This window comes from Streptomyces sp. R41 (genome assembly GCF_041053055.1).
Classification (GTDB): domain Bacteria; phylum Actinomycetota; class Actinomycetes; order Streptomycetales; family Streptomycetaceae; genus Streptomyces.
In genome coordinates this window covers 5,355,712-5,372,322 of sequence record NZ_CP163443.1, presented here as the reverse complement: position 1 = coordinate 5,372,322, position 16,611 = coordinate 5,355,712, and the positions used below count along the sequence as shown (strand labels likewise).

The 16,611-nt window shown below is 66.8% G+C and carries 16 protein-coding genes and 1 tRNA gene; 8 read left to right on the top strand and 9 right to left on the bottom strand.

Features of this window, described 5'->3' with window-relative positions; genetic code table 11:
- Positions 1 to 11 precede the first annotated feature (11 nt).
- The 5 genes from AB5J53_RS24595 (at position 12) to AB5J53_RS24575 (ending at position 7,204) form a co-directional block, all read left to right on the top strand.
- On the top strand, positions 12 to 1,448 hold the full coding sequence (locus AB5J53_RS24595) for an FtsW/RodA/SpoVE family cell cycle protein (RefSeq protein WP_369247814.1): 1,437 nt from the start codon (positions 12 to 14) through the stop codon (positions 1,446 to 1,448).
- Positions 1,445 to 2,920, top strand: coding sequence for a peptidoglycan D,D-transpeptidase FtsI family protein (locus AB5J53_RS24590; protein WP_369247813.1), 1,476 nt, complete (start codon positions 1,445 to 1,447; stop codon positions 2,918 to 2,920). The genes AB5J53_RS24595 and AB5J53_RS24590 overlap by 4 nt, the downstream gene beginning before the upstream one ends.
- Positions 2,921 to 3,090: 170 nt before the next feature.
- Positions 3,091 to 5,073 carry a Stk1 family PASTA domain-containing Ser/Thr kinase gene (pknB, locus tag AB5J53_RS24585; RefSeq protein ID WP_369247812.1) on the top strand — a complete coding sequence of 661 codons (1,983 nt, stop codon included), beginning with the start codon at positions 3,091 to 3,093 and terminating at the stop codon, positions 5,071 to 5,073.
- A 207-nt stretch (positions 5,074 to 5,280) separates the two neighbouring features.
- Entirely contained in the window at positions 5,281 to 5,739 is a 459-nt protein-coding gene (locus AB5J53_RS24580; RefSeq protein WP_369247811.1) for a hypothetical protein, read from the top strand.
- A gap of 433 nt (positions 5,740 to 6,172) precedes the next feature.
- Complete coding sequence (locus tag AB5J53_RS24575; RefSeq protein ID WP_369247810.1) at positions 6,173 to 7,204, top strand: restriction endonuclease; 1,032 nt, start codon at positions 6,173 to 6,175, stop codon at positions 7,202 to 7,204.
- 86 nt (positions 7,205 to 7,290) lie between these two features.
- On the opposite strand, the gene AB5J53_RS24570 is transcribed toward AB5J53_RS24575, so the two are convergent.
- The 6 genes from AB5J53_RS24570 to AB5J53_RS24545 form a co-directional block, all read right to left on the bottom strand.
- On the bottom strand, positions 7,291 to 8,049 hold the full coding sequence (locus AB5J53_RS24570; protein ID WP_369247809.1) for a class E sortase: 759 nt from the start codon (positions 8,047 to 8,049) through the stop codon (positions 7,291 to 7,293).
- A gap of 80 nt (positions 8,050 to 8,129) precedes the next feature.
- Complete coding sequence (locus tag AB5J53_RS24565) at positions 8,130 to 9,494, bottom strand: class E sortase (protein WP_369247808.1); 1,365 nt, start codon at positions 9,492 to 9,494, stop codon at positions 8,130 to 8,132.
- Positions 9,491 to 10,129 (bottom strand): aminodeoxychorismate/anthranilate synthase component II, encoded by a 639-nt coding sequence (locus tag AB5J53_RS24560; protein ID WP_369247807.1) that lies wholly within the window; start codon positions 10,127 to 10,129, stop codon positions 9,491 to 9,493. Before AB5J53_RS24560 ends, AB5J53_RS24565 begins: the two co-directional genes overlap by 4 nt.
- Complete coding sequence (locus AB5J53_RS24555; protein WP_339130468.1) at positions 10,126 to 10,287, bottom strand: hypothetical protein; 162 nt, start codon at positions 10,285 to 10,287, stop codon at positions 10,126 to 10,128. The genes AB5J53_RS24560 and AB5J53_RS24555 overlap by 4 nt, the downstream gene beginning before the upstream one ends.
- A gap of 73 nt (positions 10,288 to 10,360) precedes the next feature.
- The gene (locus AB5J53_RS24550; protein WP_369247806.1) at positions 10,361 to 11,059 is read right to left on the bottom strand and encodes a class E sortase; all 699 of its coding nucleotides are present in this window, start codon (positions 11,057 to 11,059) and stop codon (positions 10,361 to 10,363) included.
- A gap of 35 nt (positions 11,060 to 11,094) precedes the next feature.
- Positions 11,095 to 11,874: a DUF881 domain-containing protein gene (locus tag AB5J53_RS24545; protein ID WP_369247805.1), complete on the bottom strand. Its 780-nt coding sequence runs from the start codon at positions 11,872 to 11,874 to the stop codon at positions 11,095 to 11,097.
- 142 nt (positions 11,875 to 12,016) lie between these two features.
- Between AB5J53_RS24545 and crgA the strand changes: the two genes are divergently transcribed.
- A complete protein-coding gene (gene crgA, locus AB5J53_RS24540) occupies positions 12,017 to 12,271 on the top strand; it encodes a cell division protein CrgA (RefSeq protein WP_369247804.1) in 255 nt (84 codons plus the stop codon).
- 324 nt (positions 12,272 to 12,595) lie between these two features.
- Here crgA and AB5J53_RS24535 read toward each other — a convergent pair whose 3' ends face one another.
- Both AB5J53_RS24535 and AB5J53_RS24530 read right to left on the bottom strand, forming a co-directional pair.
- Positions 12,596 to 13,504, bottom strand: a complete 909-nt coding sequence (locus AB5J53_RS24535) for a rhomboid family intramembrane serine protease (RefSeq protein ID WP_369247803.1) — start codon at positions 13,502 to 13,504, stop codon at positions 12,596 to 12,598.
- A 158-nt stretch (positions 13,505 to 13,662) separates the two neighbouring features.
- Complete coding sequence (locus tag AB5J53_RS24530) at positions 13,663 to 14,196, bottom strand: peptidylprolyl isomerase (protein WP_369247802.1); 534 nt, start codon at positions 14,194 to 14,196, stop codon at positions 13,663 to 13,665.
- Positions 14,197 to 14,589: 393 nt separating this feature from the next.
- Between AB5J53_RS24530 and AB5J53_RS24525 the strand changes: the two genes are divergently transcribed.
- Positions 14,590 to 15,291 (top strand): DUF5324 family protein, encoded by a 702-nt coding sequence (locus AB5J53_RS24525; protein WP_369247801.1) that lies wholly within the window; start codon positions 14,590 to 14,592, stop codon positions 15,289 to 15,291.
- 490 nt (positions 15,292 to 15,781) lie between these two features.
- Here AB5J53_RS24525 and AB5J53_RS24520 read toward each other — a convergent pair.
- Positions 15,782 to 15,854, bottom strand: a tRNA-Ala gene (locus tag AB5J53_RS24520).
- Between the two features lie 182 nt (positions 15,855 to 16,036).
- Between AB5J53_RS24520 and AB5J53_RS24515 the strand changes: the two genes are divergently transcribed.
- Entirely contained in the window at positions 16,037 to 16,585 is a 549-nt protein-coding gene (locus AB5J53_RS24515; protein WP_362023614.1) for a DNA-binding protein, read from the top strand.
- The last annotated feature ends 26 nt before the right edge of the window (positions 16,586 to 16,611 follow it).

Genomic DNA, 16,611 nt, shown 5'->3' with positions numbered 1-16,611 from the left:
CCTGTCACACGATGAGTAGTACGAACACGCCGACGCACCACACGTCCACGATCGGCTCGATCGGCACACCGAGTCGGCGCAACACCGAGCTGGCGCTCCTGGTGTTCGCCGTCCTCATCCCGGTATTCGCCTACGCCAACGTGGGCCTCGCCATCGACGACCAGGTGCCGTCCGGACTGCTGGGCTACGGCCTGGGCCTTGGACTGCTGGCCGGAGTCGCCCATCTCGTCGTACGGAAGTTCGCCCCGTACGCGGACCCGCTGCTGCTGCCCCTGGCCACTCTGCTGAACGGGCTAGGGCTCGTCGCCATCTGGCGACTGGACCAGTCCAAGCTGCTGCAGTCCATCCATGTGGCCGGCGGCAAGGCGACCAACCAGCTGCTGTACACGGCCATGGGCATCGCGCTGTTCGTCGTCGTACTGATCTTCCTCAAGGACCACCGCGTCCTGCAGCGCTACACCTACATCTCCATGGCCGCCGCGCTGGTCCTGCTGCTGCTTCCGCTGGTCCCAGGCCTCGGCCTCAACGTCTACGGCGCCAAGATCTGGATCTCGATCGGCGGATTCACCATCCAGCCCGGTGAGTTCGCGAAGATCGTGCTGGCGATCTTCTTCGCCGGCTACCTGATGGTGAAGCGCGACGCGCTCGCGCTCGCCAGCCGCCGCTTCATGGGCCTGTACCTGCCGCGCGGCCGCGACCTCGGTCCGATCATCGTCGTCTGGCTCATCTCGATCCTGATCCTGGTCTTCGAGACCGACCTCGGCACCTCGCTGCTGTTCTTCGGAATGTTCGTCATCATGCTGTACGTCGCCACCGAGCGGACCAGCTGGATCGTCTTCGGTCTGCTGATGTCCGCCGCTGGCGCCGTCGGCGTGGCGTCCTTCGAATCGCACGTCCAGCAGCGTGTCCAGGCCTGGCTCGACCCCATGCGCGAGTACAAGCTCAGCCAGTCGGGCGCCCCCGGAATCCACTCCGAGCAGGCCATGCAGGCCCTGTGGGCGTTCGGTTCCGGCGGCACCCTCGGCACCGGATGGGGGCAGGGTCACTCCGAACTCATCCGGTTCGCCGCCAACTCCGACTTCATCCTCGCCACCTTCGGCGAGGAACTGGGCCTCGCCGGAGTCATGGCGATCCTGCTGCTCTATGGCCTGATCGTCGAGCGGGGCATCCGTACGGCGCTCGCGGCCCGCGACCCCTTCGGCAAGCTCCTCGCCGTGGGTCTCTCCGGTGCCTTCGGCCTCCAGGTCTTCGTCGTCGCGGGCGGCGTCATGGGCCTGATCCCGCTCACCGGTATGACGATGCCGTTCCTGGCGTACGGCGGCTCCTCCGTCATCGCCAACTGGGCCCTCATCGGCATCCTGATCCGCATCAGCGACACCGCACGCCGCCCGGCACCCGCTCCCGCCCCCAACCCCGACGCCGAGATGACCCAGGTGGTCCGCCCGTGAACAAGCCCCTGCGCCGGATCGCACTCTTCTGCGGACTCCTCGTCCTCGCCCTGCTCATACGCGACAACTGGCTCCAGTACGTCCAGGCGGACGAGCTGAGGACCGACCCCAAGAACCGCCGCGTCACCATCGAGCGATACGCCACACCGCGCGGCGACATCATCGTGGACGGCAACCCGATCACCGGTTCCAAGAAGTCCACGAACAGCGACTTCGAGTACAAGCGGACGTACAAGAACGGCCCGATGTGGGCACCCGTCACCGGGTACGTCTCACAGGCCTTCGGTGCCAGCCAGCTGGAGAACATCGACGACGGCATCCTCACCGGCAACGACGACCGGCTCTTCTTCCGCAACACCCTCGACATGATCACGGGCAAGAAGAAGCAGGGCGGCAACGTCGTCACCACCCTCAACGGCGCCGCCCAGAAGGCCGCCTTCGAGGGTCTGGGCAACAAGAAGGGCGCCGTCGCCGCGATCGACCCGAAGACCGGCGCGATCCTGGCGCTGGCCTCCACCCCCTCGTACGACCCGTCGACGTTCGCCGGCAACAGCATCGACACGGACGGGAAGGCCTGGAACAAGCTCCAGAAGAAGAACAACCCCGACGACCCGATGCTGAACCGGGCACTGCGCGAGACCTACCCGCCCGGCTCCACCTTCAAGGTCGTCACGGCCGCCGCGGCCCTGGAGAACGGGCTGGTCCCCGACGCGGACACCAAGACGGACTCGCCGGACCCGTGGACCATGCCGGGCACCACCACCGTGCTGCCCAACGAGGGCAACCTCCCCTGCAAGAACGCCACCCTGCGGGTCGCGCTTCAGGTCTCCTGCAACAGCGTCTTCGGCAAGGTCGGCGCGGACCTCGGCAACGACAAGATGCTGGAGGAGGCCAAGAAGTTCGGCTTCGGCTCCGAGCAGTTCACGCCGGTCCGCTCCAACGCCTCGGTCTTCTCCGACGGCATGAACAAGTCGCAGACCGCGCTGTCCTCGATCGGCCAGTACAACACCGCGGCGACCCCGCTGCAGATGGCCATGGTGGCCTCCGCCGTCGCCAATGACGGCACGCTCATGAAGCCGTACATGGTCAGCGAGCTGAGCACCCACAACCTGGACGTCATCGAGCACACCGACCCGCAGAAGCTGAGCCAGCCGCTGTCCGAGAAGAACGCCCAGGTCCTCCAGTCGATGATGGAGACGGTCATCAAGCCGGGCGGCACCGGCACCAAGGCAGCGATCCCCGGTGTGACCGTCGGCGGCAAGACGGGCACCGCCCAGCACGGCATCGACAACAGCGAGAAGCCGTACGCCTGGTTCATCTCGTACGCCAAGCTCAGCGACGGCAGCTCGCCGGTCGCCGTGGCCGTGGTGGTCGAGGACGGCAGTGCCAACCGTGACGACATCTCGGGTGGCGGTCTCGCCGCCCCCATCGCAAGGGACGTGATGAAGGCAGTCATCGACAGCAAGAAGTGACCCCGCTCACGTCCCCTTCACATCGGTGCACGTTGCGATACCGGTCCTGTATCGGGTGACGGTTCTGGCCAGGTCACAGAAGCGGAGCCGGGTACGGTATGCCCGGACAGCACACCGCCGGACCACACAAAGGTGCGGTCGGGACCGACGGAGAGGGCTGGTAGGTAGCTATGGAAGAGCCGCGTCGCCTCGGCGGCCGGTACGAGCTGGGCCAGGTGCTCGGCCGTGGTGGCATGGCGGAGGTCTACCTCGCGCATGACACCCGGCTCGGCCGCACCGTGGCGGTGAAGACGCTGCGGGCGGACCTCGCACGCGACCCGTCGTTCCAGGCCCGGTTCCGCCGGGAGGCCCAGTCGGCCGCCTCGCTCAACCATCCCGCGATCGTCGCCGTGTACGACACGGGTGAGGACTACATCGACGGGACCTCCATTCCGTACATCGTGATGGAGTACGTCGACGGGTCAACGCTGCGCGAGCTGCTGCACTCGGGCCGCAAGCTGCTGCCCGAACGCGCCATGGAGATGACCATCGGCATCCTCCAGGCGCTCGAGTACTCGCACCGCAACGGCATCGTCCACCGCGACATCAAGCCGGCGAACGTCATGCTGACGCGCAACGGCCAGGTCAAGGTGATGGACTTCGGCATCGCCCGCGCCATGGGCGACTCCGGCATGACGATGACGCAGACGGCCGCGGTCATCGGCACGGCCCAGTACCTGTCGCCGGAGCAGGCGAAGGGCGAGCAGGTCGACGCCCGCTCCGACCTCTACTCGACCGGCTGCCTGCTGTACGAGCTGCTGACGGTCCGGCCCCCCTTCATCGGGGACTCGCCGGTCGCGGTCGCGTACCAGCACGTACGGGAGGAGGCACAGCCGCCTTCCGTCTTCGACCCCGAGATCACGCCCGAGATGGACGCGATCGTCCTCAAGGCCCTGGTCAAGGACCCGGACTACCGCTACCAGTCGGCCGACGAGATGCGCGCCGACATCGAGGCCTGCCTCGACGGCCAGCCCGTCGCGGCCACCGCCGCCATGGGCTCGGTCGGCTACGGCGGCTACCCCGACGACCAGCCGACCACGGCCCTGCGCTCCACGGACGCGGGCGCCACGTCCATGCTCCCCCCGATGAACCCGGACGACGGCGGCTACGGCTACGACGACCGCCCCGACCGCCGCCGCCAGAAGAAGAACAACACCTCCACAATCCTGCTGGTCGTGGCGGGCATCCTGGTCCTGGTCGGAGCGATCCTGATCGGGAAGTGGGCCTTCGGGGGCGGGGGTGTGACCGACGACTCCTTCAAGGCGCCCAACTTCGTCAGCCAGACGCTGACCGACGCCCAGAAGATGGCGGACAACCGCGATCTGAAGCTGAATCCCACCAGGAAGCCCTGCGAGAAGGAACCCAAGGGCAATGTCTGCTCCCAGGATCCGGTCGCGGGGACAGAGGTGAAGAAGGGCGACACGATCACTCTGGTGGTGTCGACCGGGGCGCCGAAGGTGGCGGTGCCGAGCGTTCTCGGCGAGAAACTGGACAAGGCCAAGCAGATCCTCGAGGACGACAAGTACCAGTTCAAGGTCGAGACGACGTACCAGGAGTCCACTGAGGAGCCGGACACCGTCCTGAAGCAGGACCCGAAGCTGGGCGACGAGGTACAGAAGGGCTCGACGATCAACCTCACCGTCGCCAAGGCGAAGAAGCAGGTCACCGTCCCCGACGTCACCGGCAAGACCTGTGACGAGGCCATCCAGCTGATGACGGCCAACAACCTCGTCGGCGAGTGCACCGAGGTGCCGACCAACGACCCCAACCAGGTCGACAAGGTCATCCAGACCGTCCCGCCGCTCGGCCGCTCGGTCGACCCCCAGTCCAAGGTGTCGATCCAGATCGGCAAGTCGGCCGAGGAAAAGAAGTTTGCGATGCCCAAACTGACCCAGATGACCGTCGCCCAAGCCAAGCTGATCATCGCCCAGAACGGGCTCCAGCTCGGCAATGTCCAGGGCGCAGCGGACGACAATGCCATCGTGCTCGGCCAGAACCCCCAAGAGGGCAAGGAAGTCAAGGCAGGCGACACGGTCGATCTCGTCGCGGTCGACTCCGGCAATAACGGCAACAACAACGGCGGCACCAACATCTTCGGTGGTACAAGCGGTTGAGGCGGCCCCTCCTGAAACGGCGAAAGTCCCCCGGTGTCGCGTGGCGCCGGGGGCTTTTGCCGCTCCGGGCCCTGTGAGTCAAATCACACTTCCCCTGTGATCGCCATGTCCGATATTTCAAGATCAAGGATCTTGAAATTCGAACTTCTGGCCGATTGAATGCGATCTCCATTGATTGCCTCTACAGGCTTCACACAGGGGACACGAATGAAGCGTATTGCTTCGGCCGCTCTCACCACGTTCGCGCTGACCGCCGCGACGGTCGTCGGCATGACGGGCAGCGCGTCCGCCGCCACTGGCCCCAGCTGCAGCGACGCGTACCAGATCGGCAGCACCGGCTACATCACCGTGGACGGCGCGACCGCCGCCTCGGTCAAGCAGTACTACTCGCCGAGCTGCAACAAGAACTACGGCTACGTGTACGTGTGGCAGAGCTTCCGCAGCGCGCACGCGCACTGGTTCGTCTCGGCCAGCGTCTCGACGACGAGCGACCACATCAGCCATGCCAGTCAGGGCGACTGGGACGTCACGGAGATCTGGTCGGGCGCGGCCTCCACCGTCGGCGTGTGCACGGCGGGCTACGGCTTCCTCGACGTGACCAACTCCAGCGGCAGCTCCTCGGACGGCGACCACCAGGGCACCGGTCAGAGCAGCACGCGCTGCTGACCCGGTCCACTCATGACCGAGCTCCCGTGCGGGCCTCCCGCACGGGAGCTCGGTCGTTTCAGCGCAGCTCCTTCGGCGGTGTCCGCTTGTTGTCCACCTTGTCGACCCGTGCCGGTACCGGGAAAGACCCGTGCGCAGGTCGTCAGTTTCGACAACGGCGGCATCTTCTGTTCAGCGAGGGCGGATTCGTGCCCAGCCCGCCGGGCTCGGGGAAACCGAAGGCTATCCGCGGCGCCTTGCTCTTGGCCGCCCGCGCGACAGTTGGTCACGCAAACTGACGGAGCCCCGCGTCTGACCTTCTGTTCCGACCTTCAGTACGACATTCGACCGCATCTTCATACTCCTCACCTCGTTGAGGGCATGGGGTGGGGAATCGGAGCTCGGCCCCACGCTGCCAGGCACCGAACGAGTAGACGAGCAGAAGGGACAGAGCGTGATCAACGAAGCGGCTCTACTGGAATCGAAAGCTCTACGGGACAGCGTGCTGGAGCGCACGGAGGTGCTCGACAGAGTGAAGGCCCTGTCGCTGCTGCCTGACGGCATGCATGTGACGACGGCGATGGTCGCGGCGTACTTCCAGGTGGGCGTCAAGACCATCCGTTCCCTAGTGGTCGACCACCGAGCAGAGCTGGAGACCAACGGATATCGGGTTCTGACAGGTACAGAACTGAGCTCCTTCAAGGAGCTCAGTGGGATCCAGTCACACACGGCCTCTCTCGCTCTCTTCTCCCGCCGCGCCGTCCTCAACGTCGCCATGCTGCTCCGGGACAGCAAAGTTGCACGTCAAGTGCGCACGTACCTCCTCGACATGGAGTACATGGCCCGCACCCAACCTGTGGATAACCCTGTCCACAGGGACGCCGACTCCCTCGACGACCGCATCGATCAGCGCATCACCCACATCCTCGGTAAGACCGTCGTCCCGATGTTCAACGCCCTGATCGAAACGTCGGGCGAGCACCGCAGGGAACTGATCGCACTGCGAGCAGGGGTCCAGACGGTCGAGAGGAAGCTGCGCCAACACCACGCCCGGCTGCAGCGGCTGGAAGGACCACGGGAGGACCGCCCCCTAGCCGGAGTGATGGCGTCCATCGACGCTATGAACGGTCGCGAGTTCGAGGAGTACGTCGCGGAACTGCTGCGACGCGACGGCTGCACCTGTGTGGTCCTACGAGGCGGCCGTGGAGACCGCGGCATCGACATCACCGGACGTACGGCAGACGGGCGGCACGTCGCCGTTCAGTGCAAGAGGTTCGCGCCCTACCTCTCTGTCACCAGCCCTGACGTGCAGAAGTTCGTCGGGGCGGCCAAGGTTCTGCACACCTCGGAGGTAGCCCTCTTCGTGGCAACATGCCCCTTCACCCCTGACGCCGTGACCGTCGCCACCGACGGCGGCGTCACCGCCGTACATCGAGGACTGCTTGAGGAGTGGAGTGCCGGAGCCGCACTCGCGGTTTTGGCATAACCACACCTGGCGTGGAAAGGCCCGAAGCCGCAAGGATTGGTTGCGGCTTCGGGTCCCACTCACCTTAGGCGTGACAAGACGTACCGCTAACGCAGTTCCTTCGGCGGAGTCCGGTCGCTGTCCACCTTGTCCACGCGTTCCAGTTCGCCCCACACCACATACCGGTAGCGGGAGGTGTAGACGGGCGTGCAGGTCGTCAAGGTGATGTAGTGGCCGGGCTTCTTCTTGCCGGACTGTTTGGGGACCTGCTGGAGGACCTTGACGTTGTACTTCGAGGTCTCCGGGAGGATGTTGTAGACCTTGTAGACGTACCACTTGTCCTTGGTCTCGAAGACGATCGGGTCGCCCTTTTTGAGCTTGTCGATGTTGTGGAACTTGGCGCCGTGGCCGTCGCGGTGGGCGGCGAGGGTGAAGTTGCCGTCCTTGCCGGTCATCGGCAGGGCCGCCTTGACGGGGTCCGTGTAGTAGCCGGCGACGCCGTTGTTGAGGACCTTGGTCGACGTGCCCTTCTCCACGAGCACCTCGCCGTTCTTCATCGCCGGGACATGCAGGAAGCCGATGCCGGCCTTGGTGTCCAGCGCCCCCGGGCCGCCCCTGTCCTGCGCCCAGTTGTCGCGGACCTTGTCGCCCTGCTTGTGCGCCTCGCGGTCCGCGACGACGTTCGTCCACCACAGGGAGTAGGCGACGAACAGGCCGAGCACCAGACCCGCGGTGATGAGGAGTTCACCGAAGACGCTGACCGCCATCGCGATGCGGCCGGAGCCGCGGCGGCGCGGTGCGGGCGCAGCCGATTCAGCCCCGGCCCCGAATCCGGCGCGCTCGTCGTGGTCGGTCCTCGCTGCCACTGTGCATCTGCCCCGTCTGGTCTGTCTCAGGTTGTCTCACGTGCCGTCGTGCTCTCAGCCGACGACGTGCTGTCGTGCTCTCAGTTGACAAGCGCGTCCGGCTTGCCCTTGCTGCGCGGCCGGTCCTCGACCATCTTGCCCCAGACGATCATCCGGTACTTGCTGGTGAATTCCGGCGTGCAGGTGGTCAGTGTGATGTAGCGGCCCGGCTTGGTGAAAGTCGAGCCCTTGGGGATCGGATCGAGCACGCTCGTGTTGCTCGGACTCGTCACCGGCAGGATCGACGCCATCTCGTAGACGTAGTAGTCGTCCTGCGTCTCGACCACGATCTCGTCGCCCGGCTTGAGCCGGTTGATGTACCGGAACGGCTCGCCGTGCGTGTTGCGATGCCCCGCGAGCCCGAAGTTGCCCGTCTTGGCATCCGGCATCGCGGTCTTGGTGGCGCCCTCGCCGTAGTGGCCCACCATCCCGCGGTCGAGCACCTTCGTCTTGCTCGTGCCCTCCGCGATCGGCGCGACCACGTCCAGCTTCGGGATGTGCAGAATGGCGAACCCCTGCCCGGGCGCGAAGGTCCCCGGATTCCGCTTGCCGTTCGCCCAGTCCTGCTGGAGGTGGTGCGCGGCGCTGCCGGCCTGTTGATGCGCCCGCACGTTCGACCACCACAACTGGTAGGTCACGAACAGCAGCATCACCACGCCGGTGGTGATGAACACCTCGCCGATCGCCCGGCTCACGATGACGCCCGCGCTGGGCTTCCGCGCCCGCGCCGCCCGCCGGGCCTCCAGACGGCTGAGAGGCGCCTCAGTGGCCTTCTCCGCCGACTCCTGGGACGCCTGCGACTCCTGGGGCTCCTGAGCGCCCCCACGCCGCCCATTACGCCGTGCCGCCTTTCGCCGCGCCGCGCGGCCCCCTGGCTCGGGCGTGGACCCGCTCCCTGCCGCACTCCCGGCCGCGCCCGCGGTACTCCCGGCTATGCGGGGCGCTTCCGAGATCCGCAGCGCCACCGTCTCGTCGTCCAACGGCAACGGCACGACGCCGGGTTCCTCGTAGGGAGCGACGACCGGCTCCTCGTACGGGACCGCCACCGGCTCCTCGTACGGCGGGGAGTACGTCTCCTCGTACGACGGCGGAGACGGCTGCAGCGGCTGCTGCACCTGACGCACCTGCACCTGCGGCTGCGGCTGCGGCTGCGGCTGCGGCTGCGCAAGGTCCTGCCCCGCGTACCAGTCGCGCGCGTACCCCTCCGGGTCGTACCACTCCTCCTGCCGACCCGTCGGCCGCTGCCCGGGCAGCGGATCCGTCAGGGGGTCCGCGAGCCGCTCGACCGCCGCCTCGAAAGCACCGGTGCCCTCCAAGGCGCCCGCACCCTCGAACGCGTCTGCGCCCCCGTACGCGGCCTCGCCGCCGTAGGGGGAGCTGTCGCGCTCGGGGCGCAGCGCGGTCACGCCGTGGCCCTGCCCACCACCGGGGCGAGCCCCGCCGACCTCGCCACGGCCACCTTGTCGCCGCACTCCATCAGCCAGTTGGCGAGCATCCGGTGGCCGTGCTCGGTCAGCACCGACTCGGGGTGGAACTGCACGCCCTCGACGGGAAGTTCGCGGTGTCTGAGGCCCATGATGATTCCGTCATGGGTGCGGGCCGTGACCTCCAGCTCGTCCGGGACGGTCTCCGGCTCGGCCGCCAGTGAGTGGTAGCGCGTGGCCGTGAAGGGCGACGGCAGCCCCTCGAAGACGCCCTTGCCCTGGTGCTCCACGAGCGAGGTCTTGCCGTGCAGCAACTCGGGCGCGCGGTCCACCACACCGCCGTACGCCACCTGCATCGACTGCATGCCGAGACAGACACCGAAGACGGGGACGCCGGTCGCGGCGCAGTGCCGGACCATGTCGATGCAGACCCCGGCCTGTTCGGGAGCGCCCGGGCCCGGTGACAGCAGCACCCCGTCGAAGCCGTCCTGGGCGTGCGCCGTCGACACCTCGTCGTTGCGCAGCACCTCGCACTCGGCGCCCAACTGGTACAGGTACTGGACCAGGTTGAAGACGAAACTGTCGTAGTTGTCCACGACGAGAATGCGCGCGCTCACTGGTTGTCCACCGTCACGTCGTTGAAAGGAAGCAGCGGTTCGGCCCACGGGAAGACGTACTGGAAGAGCACGTAGACCACCGCGAGGACCAGTACGAGTGAGATCAGCGCCCTCACCCACACACTCCCCGGCAGATGCCGCCAGATCCAGCCGTACATGCCGTCCCTTCCGTCGCATCACGGCACCGGAGTCACATCCCACACCACCGGACTCATGCCGTACTGCACCAGACTAACGGCGTAGAGCCCCGGGTTTCCCTGCCTCCACGGGCTGCGTGGAATCAAGGTGTGCCCAGACGATCAGTCGGTGGCTGTGTCCCCACTCCGGGTCGCACGTGGTCAGCGTGAGATAGCGGCCCGGCCGCGTGTACCCGGACTTACGTGGCACAGGGTCGATCACCTCAATGTCCGAGGGCACGGTTTTGTAAGGACCTTTGTCGATCCGGTACGTGAACCAGGTCGTCCCGTCGGTCAGCACCACCGCGTCGCCCCGGCGCAGCTTCGGAAAGTCCTTGAAGGGATCGCCGTACGTACGCCGGTGGCCGGCCACCGCGAAGTTCCCCGTCTGCCCCAGCTGGGCCGTGCCCCTGTAGTGGCCGAGCCCCTTCTTCAGGACGCTCGTGGCGGTGCCCTCGAGCACCGGCTTGTTCCACGTGAAACCAAGCCGCGGGATGTACATCACCGCGAAGGGCCCGCCGTACTTGTAGGGACCGGGCGCCTTCGGGCTCTCGGTGACGGAGGCATCCGTGGGGGCCTTCGACGCGTGCCCCACCGAGCCCTTCGACCACTGCTTCTGGAGCACATCGATCTGGTGGTCCATCGCACTGTCGGCCTTCACGCCGGTCCAGAACAACACGTAGACCACGAAGAGCACGATCAGCGTGCCGACGGTGATGCACAGTTCGCTGATCGTCCTGACGACCACTCGCACCGACACAAGGTCCCCCCCAGCGGCAGCTGCTTCAGCTACTCCACAGGCTTCGCGTAGTGGAGATCCACTGTGCCCGAGTAGCCGGGAAGAGTCACCGTCCCGTCCTCCTCGACTTTCCAGCCGAGCCCATAGACGTTGACGTACACCATGTAGTTCTGGATCGCCTTCGAGGCGGCGAGCGCGTCCTGGAGCTTCTGCGGGTCACCGACGGCGGTGATCTTGTACGGAGGTGAGTAGACCCGGCCCTGAAGGATCAGGGTGTTTCCGACGCAGCGCACGGCACTCGTGGAGATCAGCCGCTGGTCCATCACCTTGATGCCCTTCGCACCGCCCTGCCACAGGGCGTTCACCACAGCCTGCAGGTCCTGCTGGTGGATGACCAGGTAGTCCGGCTGCGGCTCGGGGTAGCCGGGCAGCTTGGCCGTGGCGTTCGGCGGGGCGTCGTTGAGCGTGACCGTGACGGCCTTGCCCTTGAGCTTCTGGGTGCCGGCGTTCTTCTCCAGGGCGGCGAGCTTGGCGTCCTCGGCCTTGCTGCTGCCGTCCTCGCGCCCGGCGAGGGCGTCGACGTCGTCGCGCAGGGCGCCGTTGGACTCGTCCAGCGACGCGTTCTTGTGGCTGCGCTCCTGGATCAGGTCGGACAGCTTCAGCAAGGACGTGTCCGTGCGGATATTGGTGCCCTTGGCCGTATTGAAGCTGGTGAAGAAAATGAGGCCGGCGAGAGCGAACACGGCCGCGGTAAGCACGCGTACGGGCCGGAAACGGCGCGTACCGGCAGGACTGGAACCCGTCCCGGGGGTGTCGGCAGAATTGCTCAACGTACCCTTATCTCCTTCGGCGCCGCGGAAGCACTACGCTAACGGACGCCCGGGGGAGCACTAAGTGTCCCCTTGTACGCTGCCCCGGAGCCCGCCCCAGTTCCCTGCGCGGCCACGCAGCGCATCGACAGGAGAGACCCTCGTGCCGAAGTCACGTATCCGCAAGAAGGCCGACTACACGCCGCCTCCGGCGAAGCAGGCGACCAACATCAAACTGACCAGCCGCGGCTGGGTCGCACCGGTCATGCTGGCCATGTTCGTGATCGGCCTCGCCTGGATCGTCGTCTTCTATGTGACGGACGGATCCCTGCCGATCGACGCCCTGGACAACTGGAACATCGTGGTCGGCTTCGGCTTCATCGCGGCGGGGTTCGGCGTCTCCACGCAGTGGAAGTAGCGCCTCGGAAGGCCCTGGGAAGAGCCCCGGAAGGCCCCGGGAAGTAGCTCTGCCCAGGGATATCCACTGAGTTATCCACAGCGGTTTTCCACAGGTGGAAAAAGAACGACGATCTGTGGATAACTCATCCGGGGTTGACGCCGGTGTGACTGACCTACCGGGATCCGCAAATCTGTTCGCCCCCTGTCCGACCTGGGAAAACTCGGGTCAGCGACAGGGGGCACAGCTGTTCCCACACAGCGTGCACAAGATCCGCCACGATCTGTGGACAACATCGGTTCCTCAGGTGAGCCGGGCGCTCTCTCAGGTGAGCTGTGGGCTTCCTCAGGTGAGCTGAGCGGTCCTGACCAGCGTCGCGACCACCACGGCGACCAGGACCAGGGCGCTCACCCCGTACTGAGTGAGGTTCCGGCGCTCGCGCGGCGCGTGGATCATGGCGTAGCCGACGAGCACGCCGCCGATGAGGCCGCCCACGTGCGCCTGCCAGGCGATGTTGAATCCGGGGCTGAAGGTGAAGATCAGGTTGATCACCAGCAGGGCGATCACCGGGCGCATGTCGTAGTTGAGCCGGCGCATGAGGACGGCGGTCGCGCCGAAGAGGCCGAAGATCGCGCCGGAGGCGCCGAGCGACGGCTGGTTGGGCGCGGCGAGCAGGTAGCTGAGCGCGCTGCCCGCGAGGCCCGAGACGAAGTAGAGGGTGAGATAGCGGGCGCGGCCGAGGGCGGCCTCCAGGGGGCCGCCGATCCACCACAGGCTGAGCATGTTGAACAGGATGTGGACGTAGCTGCCGTGCAGGAACATCGACGTCAGCATTCGGTACCACTGGCCCTCGGCGACGCCCTGGAGCTGCCCGGAGAGCAGCGCGCGTCCGAAGAGGTCGAAGCGGTCGGTGAAGGCGTCGCCGACCGACAGTTGGACCAGGTAGACGGCGAGGTTGATGCCGATCAGGATCTTGGTGACGAGTCTGGGGTCCGCGGTGACGGTGCCGCCTGCGAGGGTGCGGGGCTGGGTGGCCGCCGGGGAGTGGCCGGTGCCGGAACCACTGCGCACGCAGTCGGGGCACTGGAAGCCGACGGACGCGCTGACCATGCACTCGGGGCAGATCGGGCGCTCGCAGCGGGTGCAGCGGATGCCGGTCTCGCGGTCCGGGTGCCGGTAGCAGGTGGGCAGGCTTCGAGCGTCCTGCGGTCCCTGATCCCGCGGGCCCTGCGGGCTGCCTGGCGGCTGGTCCATGGGGTCCCCTCAATCTCCGTACGACGATTCGCGCGCGGGCACACCGGGTTCGTGTGCGCAACGCACCGCCCCGTCCATCCTTACGGATGAACGGGGCGTTTGGTTCCCTCTGGGAGCCTTCGGACTCGTCGGTGCGAGCCCTGGCGTGCCGTGGGGGCTCAGCTCTCGCGGGTCTCGACGACCACCGACTCGATGACGACGTCGTTGACCGGGCGGTCGGTGCGCGGGTTGGTCTGGGTGCTCGCGATGGCGTCCACGACCTTCTGGCTTGCCGGGTTGGTGACCTCGCCGAAGATGGTGTGCTTGCGGGTCAGCCAGGCCGTCGGGGAGACGGTGATGAAGAACTGTGAGCCATTGGTGCCCGGGCCGGCGTTGGCCATGGCGAGCAGGTACGGCCTGTCGAAGGCGAGGTCCGGGTGGAACTCGTCCTCGAACTGGTAGCCGGGGCCGCCGGTGCCGTTGCCCAGCGGGTCACCGCCCTGAATCATGAAGCCGCTGATCACCCGGTGGAAGACCGTGCCGTCGTACAGCTTGTCCGTGGACTTCGCACCCGTCTCCGGGTTGACCCACTCACGCTCGCCCTTGGCGAGTTCGACGAAGTTCCGGACCGTCTTGGGCGCGTGGTTCGGCAGAAGCCGGACTTCGATGTCGCCTTGGTTGGTCTTCAGGGTGGCGTAAAGCTGCTCAGCCACGATCTGCCTTCCGTTGCCTTCTTTTGACTCCCCGATCCTCGCACGGACCTGGCCGCGCGTCGCCCGGCCACAACCTCTTGGCGAGCATCCGTGCGTCGCGGTTGCAGAAAACCGGGCGAGTCCCCCCGGGACGGGGGCGCGTCGCGTCGATCCGTGGCATTGTCGACGACAAGCTCCCGTTGCCCCGTATTAATCCGCTATTGCACGTGATCGACACCCGACCGGGTCTCGTTCCGGAGTCACCCGTAGTCAGTACGCGTGACCCGGATGCCCGTCCTCACATGCCCCGGACCTCGTGGGCGGGCATGATCCGGATAAGGGTGGAAAGGTGAACTGTGTGTCATTGGGGGTACCCGAACCCCCGACGTACGCCACCGAGGAGGAGGAAAACCCGTGACCCGCATCGACAGCGTGCGCGCCGCGACCGGCTCGGCGAAGGACAGCGTGCTGCACGCCGCGGAAGTGGTGGCGCCTTACGCCGACACGGCCAAGGACAGGGCCTCGCACTATGCGCAAGAGGCACGCGTACGGCTCGCGCCGAAAGTGTCGCAGGCCGCCGAACAGGCTCGCGTGCAGTACGACGCCCATCTCGCGCCGCGCCTTGAGCAGGCCCGTACCCATGTACCGCCGAAGGTAGATCAGGCTGCCCATGAGGCCGCCGTCCGTACGCGCAAGGCGGCTCGTCAGGCCGCCGACTATTCCAAGCCTCGGATCGAGCAGGCGGTGGCCGCGGCCCAGCCCGTTCGGGAGGAGGCCGCATCGCGCGGTGTGGCGGCGCTGGCCGCGCTGCGCGGTCAGGTCTCGCCGAAGGAGATCCAGAAGCTGGCCCGTAGGCAGCGGCGGCGGGCGAAGGCCGGCCGTCTCGCCAAGGGACTGGCCGTTGTGGGGATTCTGGCGGCCGGCGCCTTCGCCGCATGGAAGTGGTGGGACAAGCAGGCCAACCCCGACTGGCTGGTCGAGCCGCCCGCTGCGACCGAGGTTCCGGCGAGCGATCGCCTGAGGTCGGTCGACGGCACCGGTCAGTCCGACTTGGACCCCGAGGTCCAGGCCAAGGAGGCCGAGGAGCAGGCGGTGGATCGCGACGACCGCCGCTGAGCGCGACCTCAACATCGCCGTGGGGCAGGAGACTTGAGGGTCTCCTGCCCCACGGCGTTGTTTCACGTGGAACAGGCGCGAGACCGGCACGCGAACGCCGGTGAGGCGGATTTACGCATACTGCCCGTGATGACGTTTGCAACGCCCTAGGTGTGCAGTATCCGTGCAGATCTTGTTGACGGAGTGCGATGCTCCGGCTACTCCCGTCTGCCCGCGCCAGCTCACGCAAGGTTCCCGCACCGAGCGGCGCTCCCACATGCACCACCTGGAACGCCGGTGCGGCGGATGCGCAGGCATCACTCCCCGCATCTATTTGCGCAAAGGACTGCAACGCCTGCAAAGCCTCACTTGTGACACAGGTCACTACTGATACACGCGTCACAGTCGCCGCCGCCCCACGGCCGCCCGCATCGGGCCCGCCGAGGGAAGAAAATGGGACATACAAAAACCGGCCAGGCCGCCGCGAGGGGCGCCTGACCGGTCCGAGGTGTGGAGCCTAGGGGAGTCGAACCCCTGACATCTGCCATGCAAAGACAGCGCTCTACCAACTGAGCTAAGGCCCCGGAAGAGGAGCGTCCGGCCGCAGGAACCACCTGTCGACGGGCGCCGCAGACCAGAGTACCGGGTCACCCCCGGGATCTCGCAAAAATATTGGGGGTCCCCGTGGACGACCACTCTCCGTAAGATGCTCGACGTGGTTCGCTACAGCGAACCGCGGTATTTGGGGAAGCGATGGGGAGACGCAATGGACGCCGCACAGCAGGAAGCAACCGCAAGAGCCCGGGAGCTGCAGCGGAACTGGTACGGGGAGCCGTTGGGGGCGCTCTTCCGTAGGCTCATAGACGATCTGGGGCTCAACCAGGCGCGTCTTGCCGGGGTGCTGGGCCTGTCCGCGCCCATGCTGTCGCAGCTGATGAGCGGTCAGCGCGCCAAGATCGGCAATCCCGCGGTGGTCCAGCGAGTGCAGCTGCTGCAGGACCTGGCGGGGCAGGTCGCGGACGGCAGCGTCAGCGCCGCCGAGGCGACCGAGCGCATGGACGAGATCAAGAAGTCGCAGGGGGGATCGGTGCTCAGCAACACCACGCAGTCGACGACCAGTTCGGGCGCGCCGACGGTCAAGCGGGTGGTCCGCGAGATCCAGTCGCTGCTGCGCTCGGTGGCGGCCGCCGGGGACATCATCGAGGCGGCGGACACCCTCGCCCCGACCCACCCGGAACTGGCAGAGTTCCTCCGGGTGTACGGCGCCGGCCGTACCTCCGACGCGGTCGCGCACTACCAGTCCCACCAGAGCTGAGCACGCCGCCCGGCCGCCGAACGCCC

What these genes read in the sequence shown, in the direction of transcription:
- AB5J53_RS24595 (WP_369247814.1), top strand. Translation starts at nt 12, where the DNA reads ATGAGTAGTACGAACACGCCGACGCACCACACGTCCACGATCGGCTCG.
- AB5J53_RS24515 (WP_362023614.1), top strand. Translation starts at nt 16,037, where the DNA reads ATGGACGCCGCACAGCAGGAAGCAACCGCAAGAGCCCGGGAGCTGCAG.
- AB5J53_RS24535 (WP_369247803.1), bottom strand. Translation starts at nt 13,504, where the DNA reads ATGGACCAGCCGCCAGGCAGCCCGCAGGGCCCGCGGGATCAGGGACCG.
- AB5J53_RS24555 (WP_339130468.1), bottom strand. Translation starts at nt 10,287, where the DNA reads ATGTACGGCTGGATCTGGCGGCATCTGCCGGGGAGTGTGTGGGTGAGG.
- pknB (WP_369247812.1), top strand. Translation starts at nt 3,091, where the DNA reads ATGGAAGAGCCGCGTCGCCTCGGCGGCCGGTACGAGCTGGGCCAGGTG.
- AB5J53_RS24580 (WP_369247811.1), top strand. Translation starts at nt 5,281, where the DNA reads ATGAAGCGTATTGCTTCGGCCGCTCTCACCACGTTCGCGCTGACCGCC.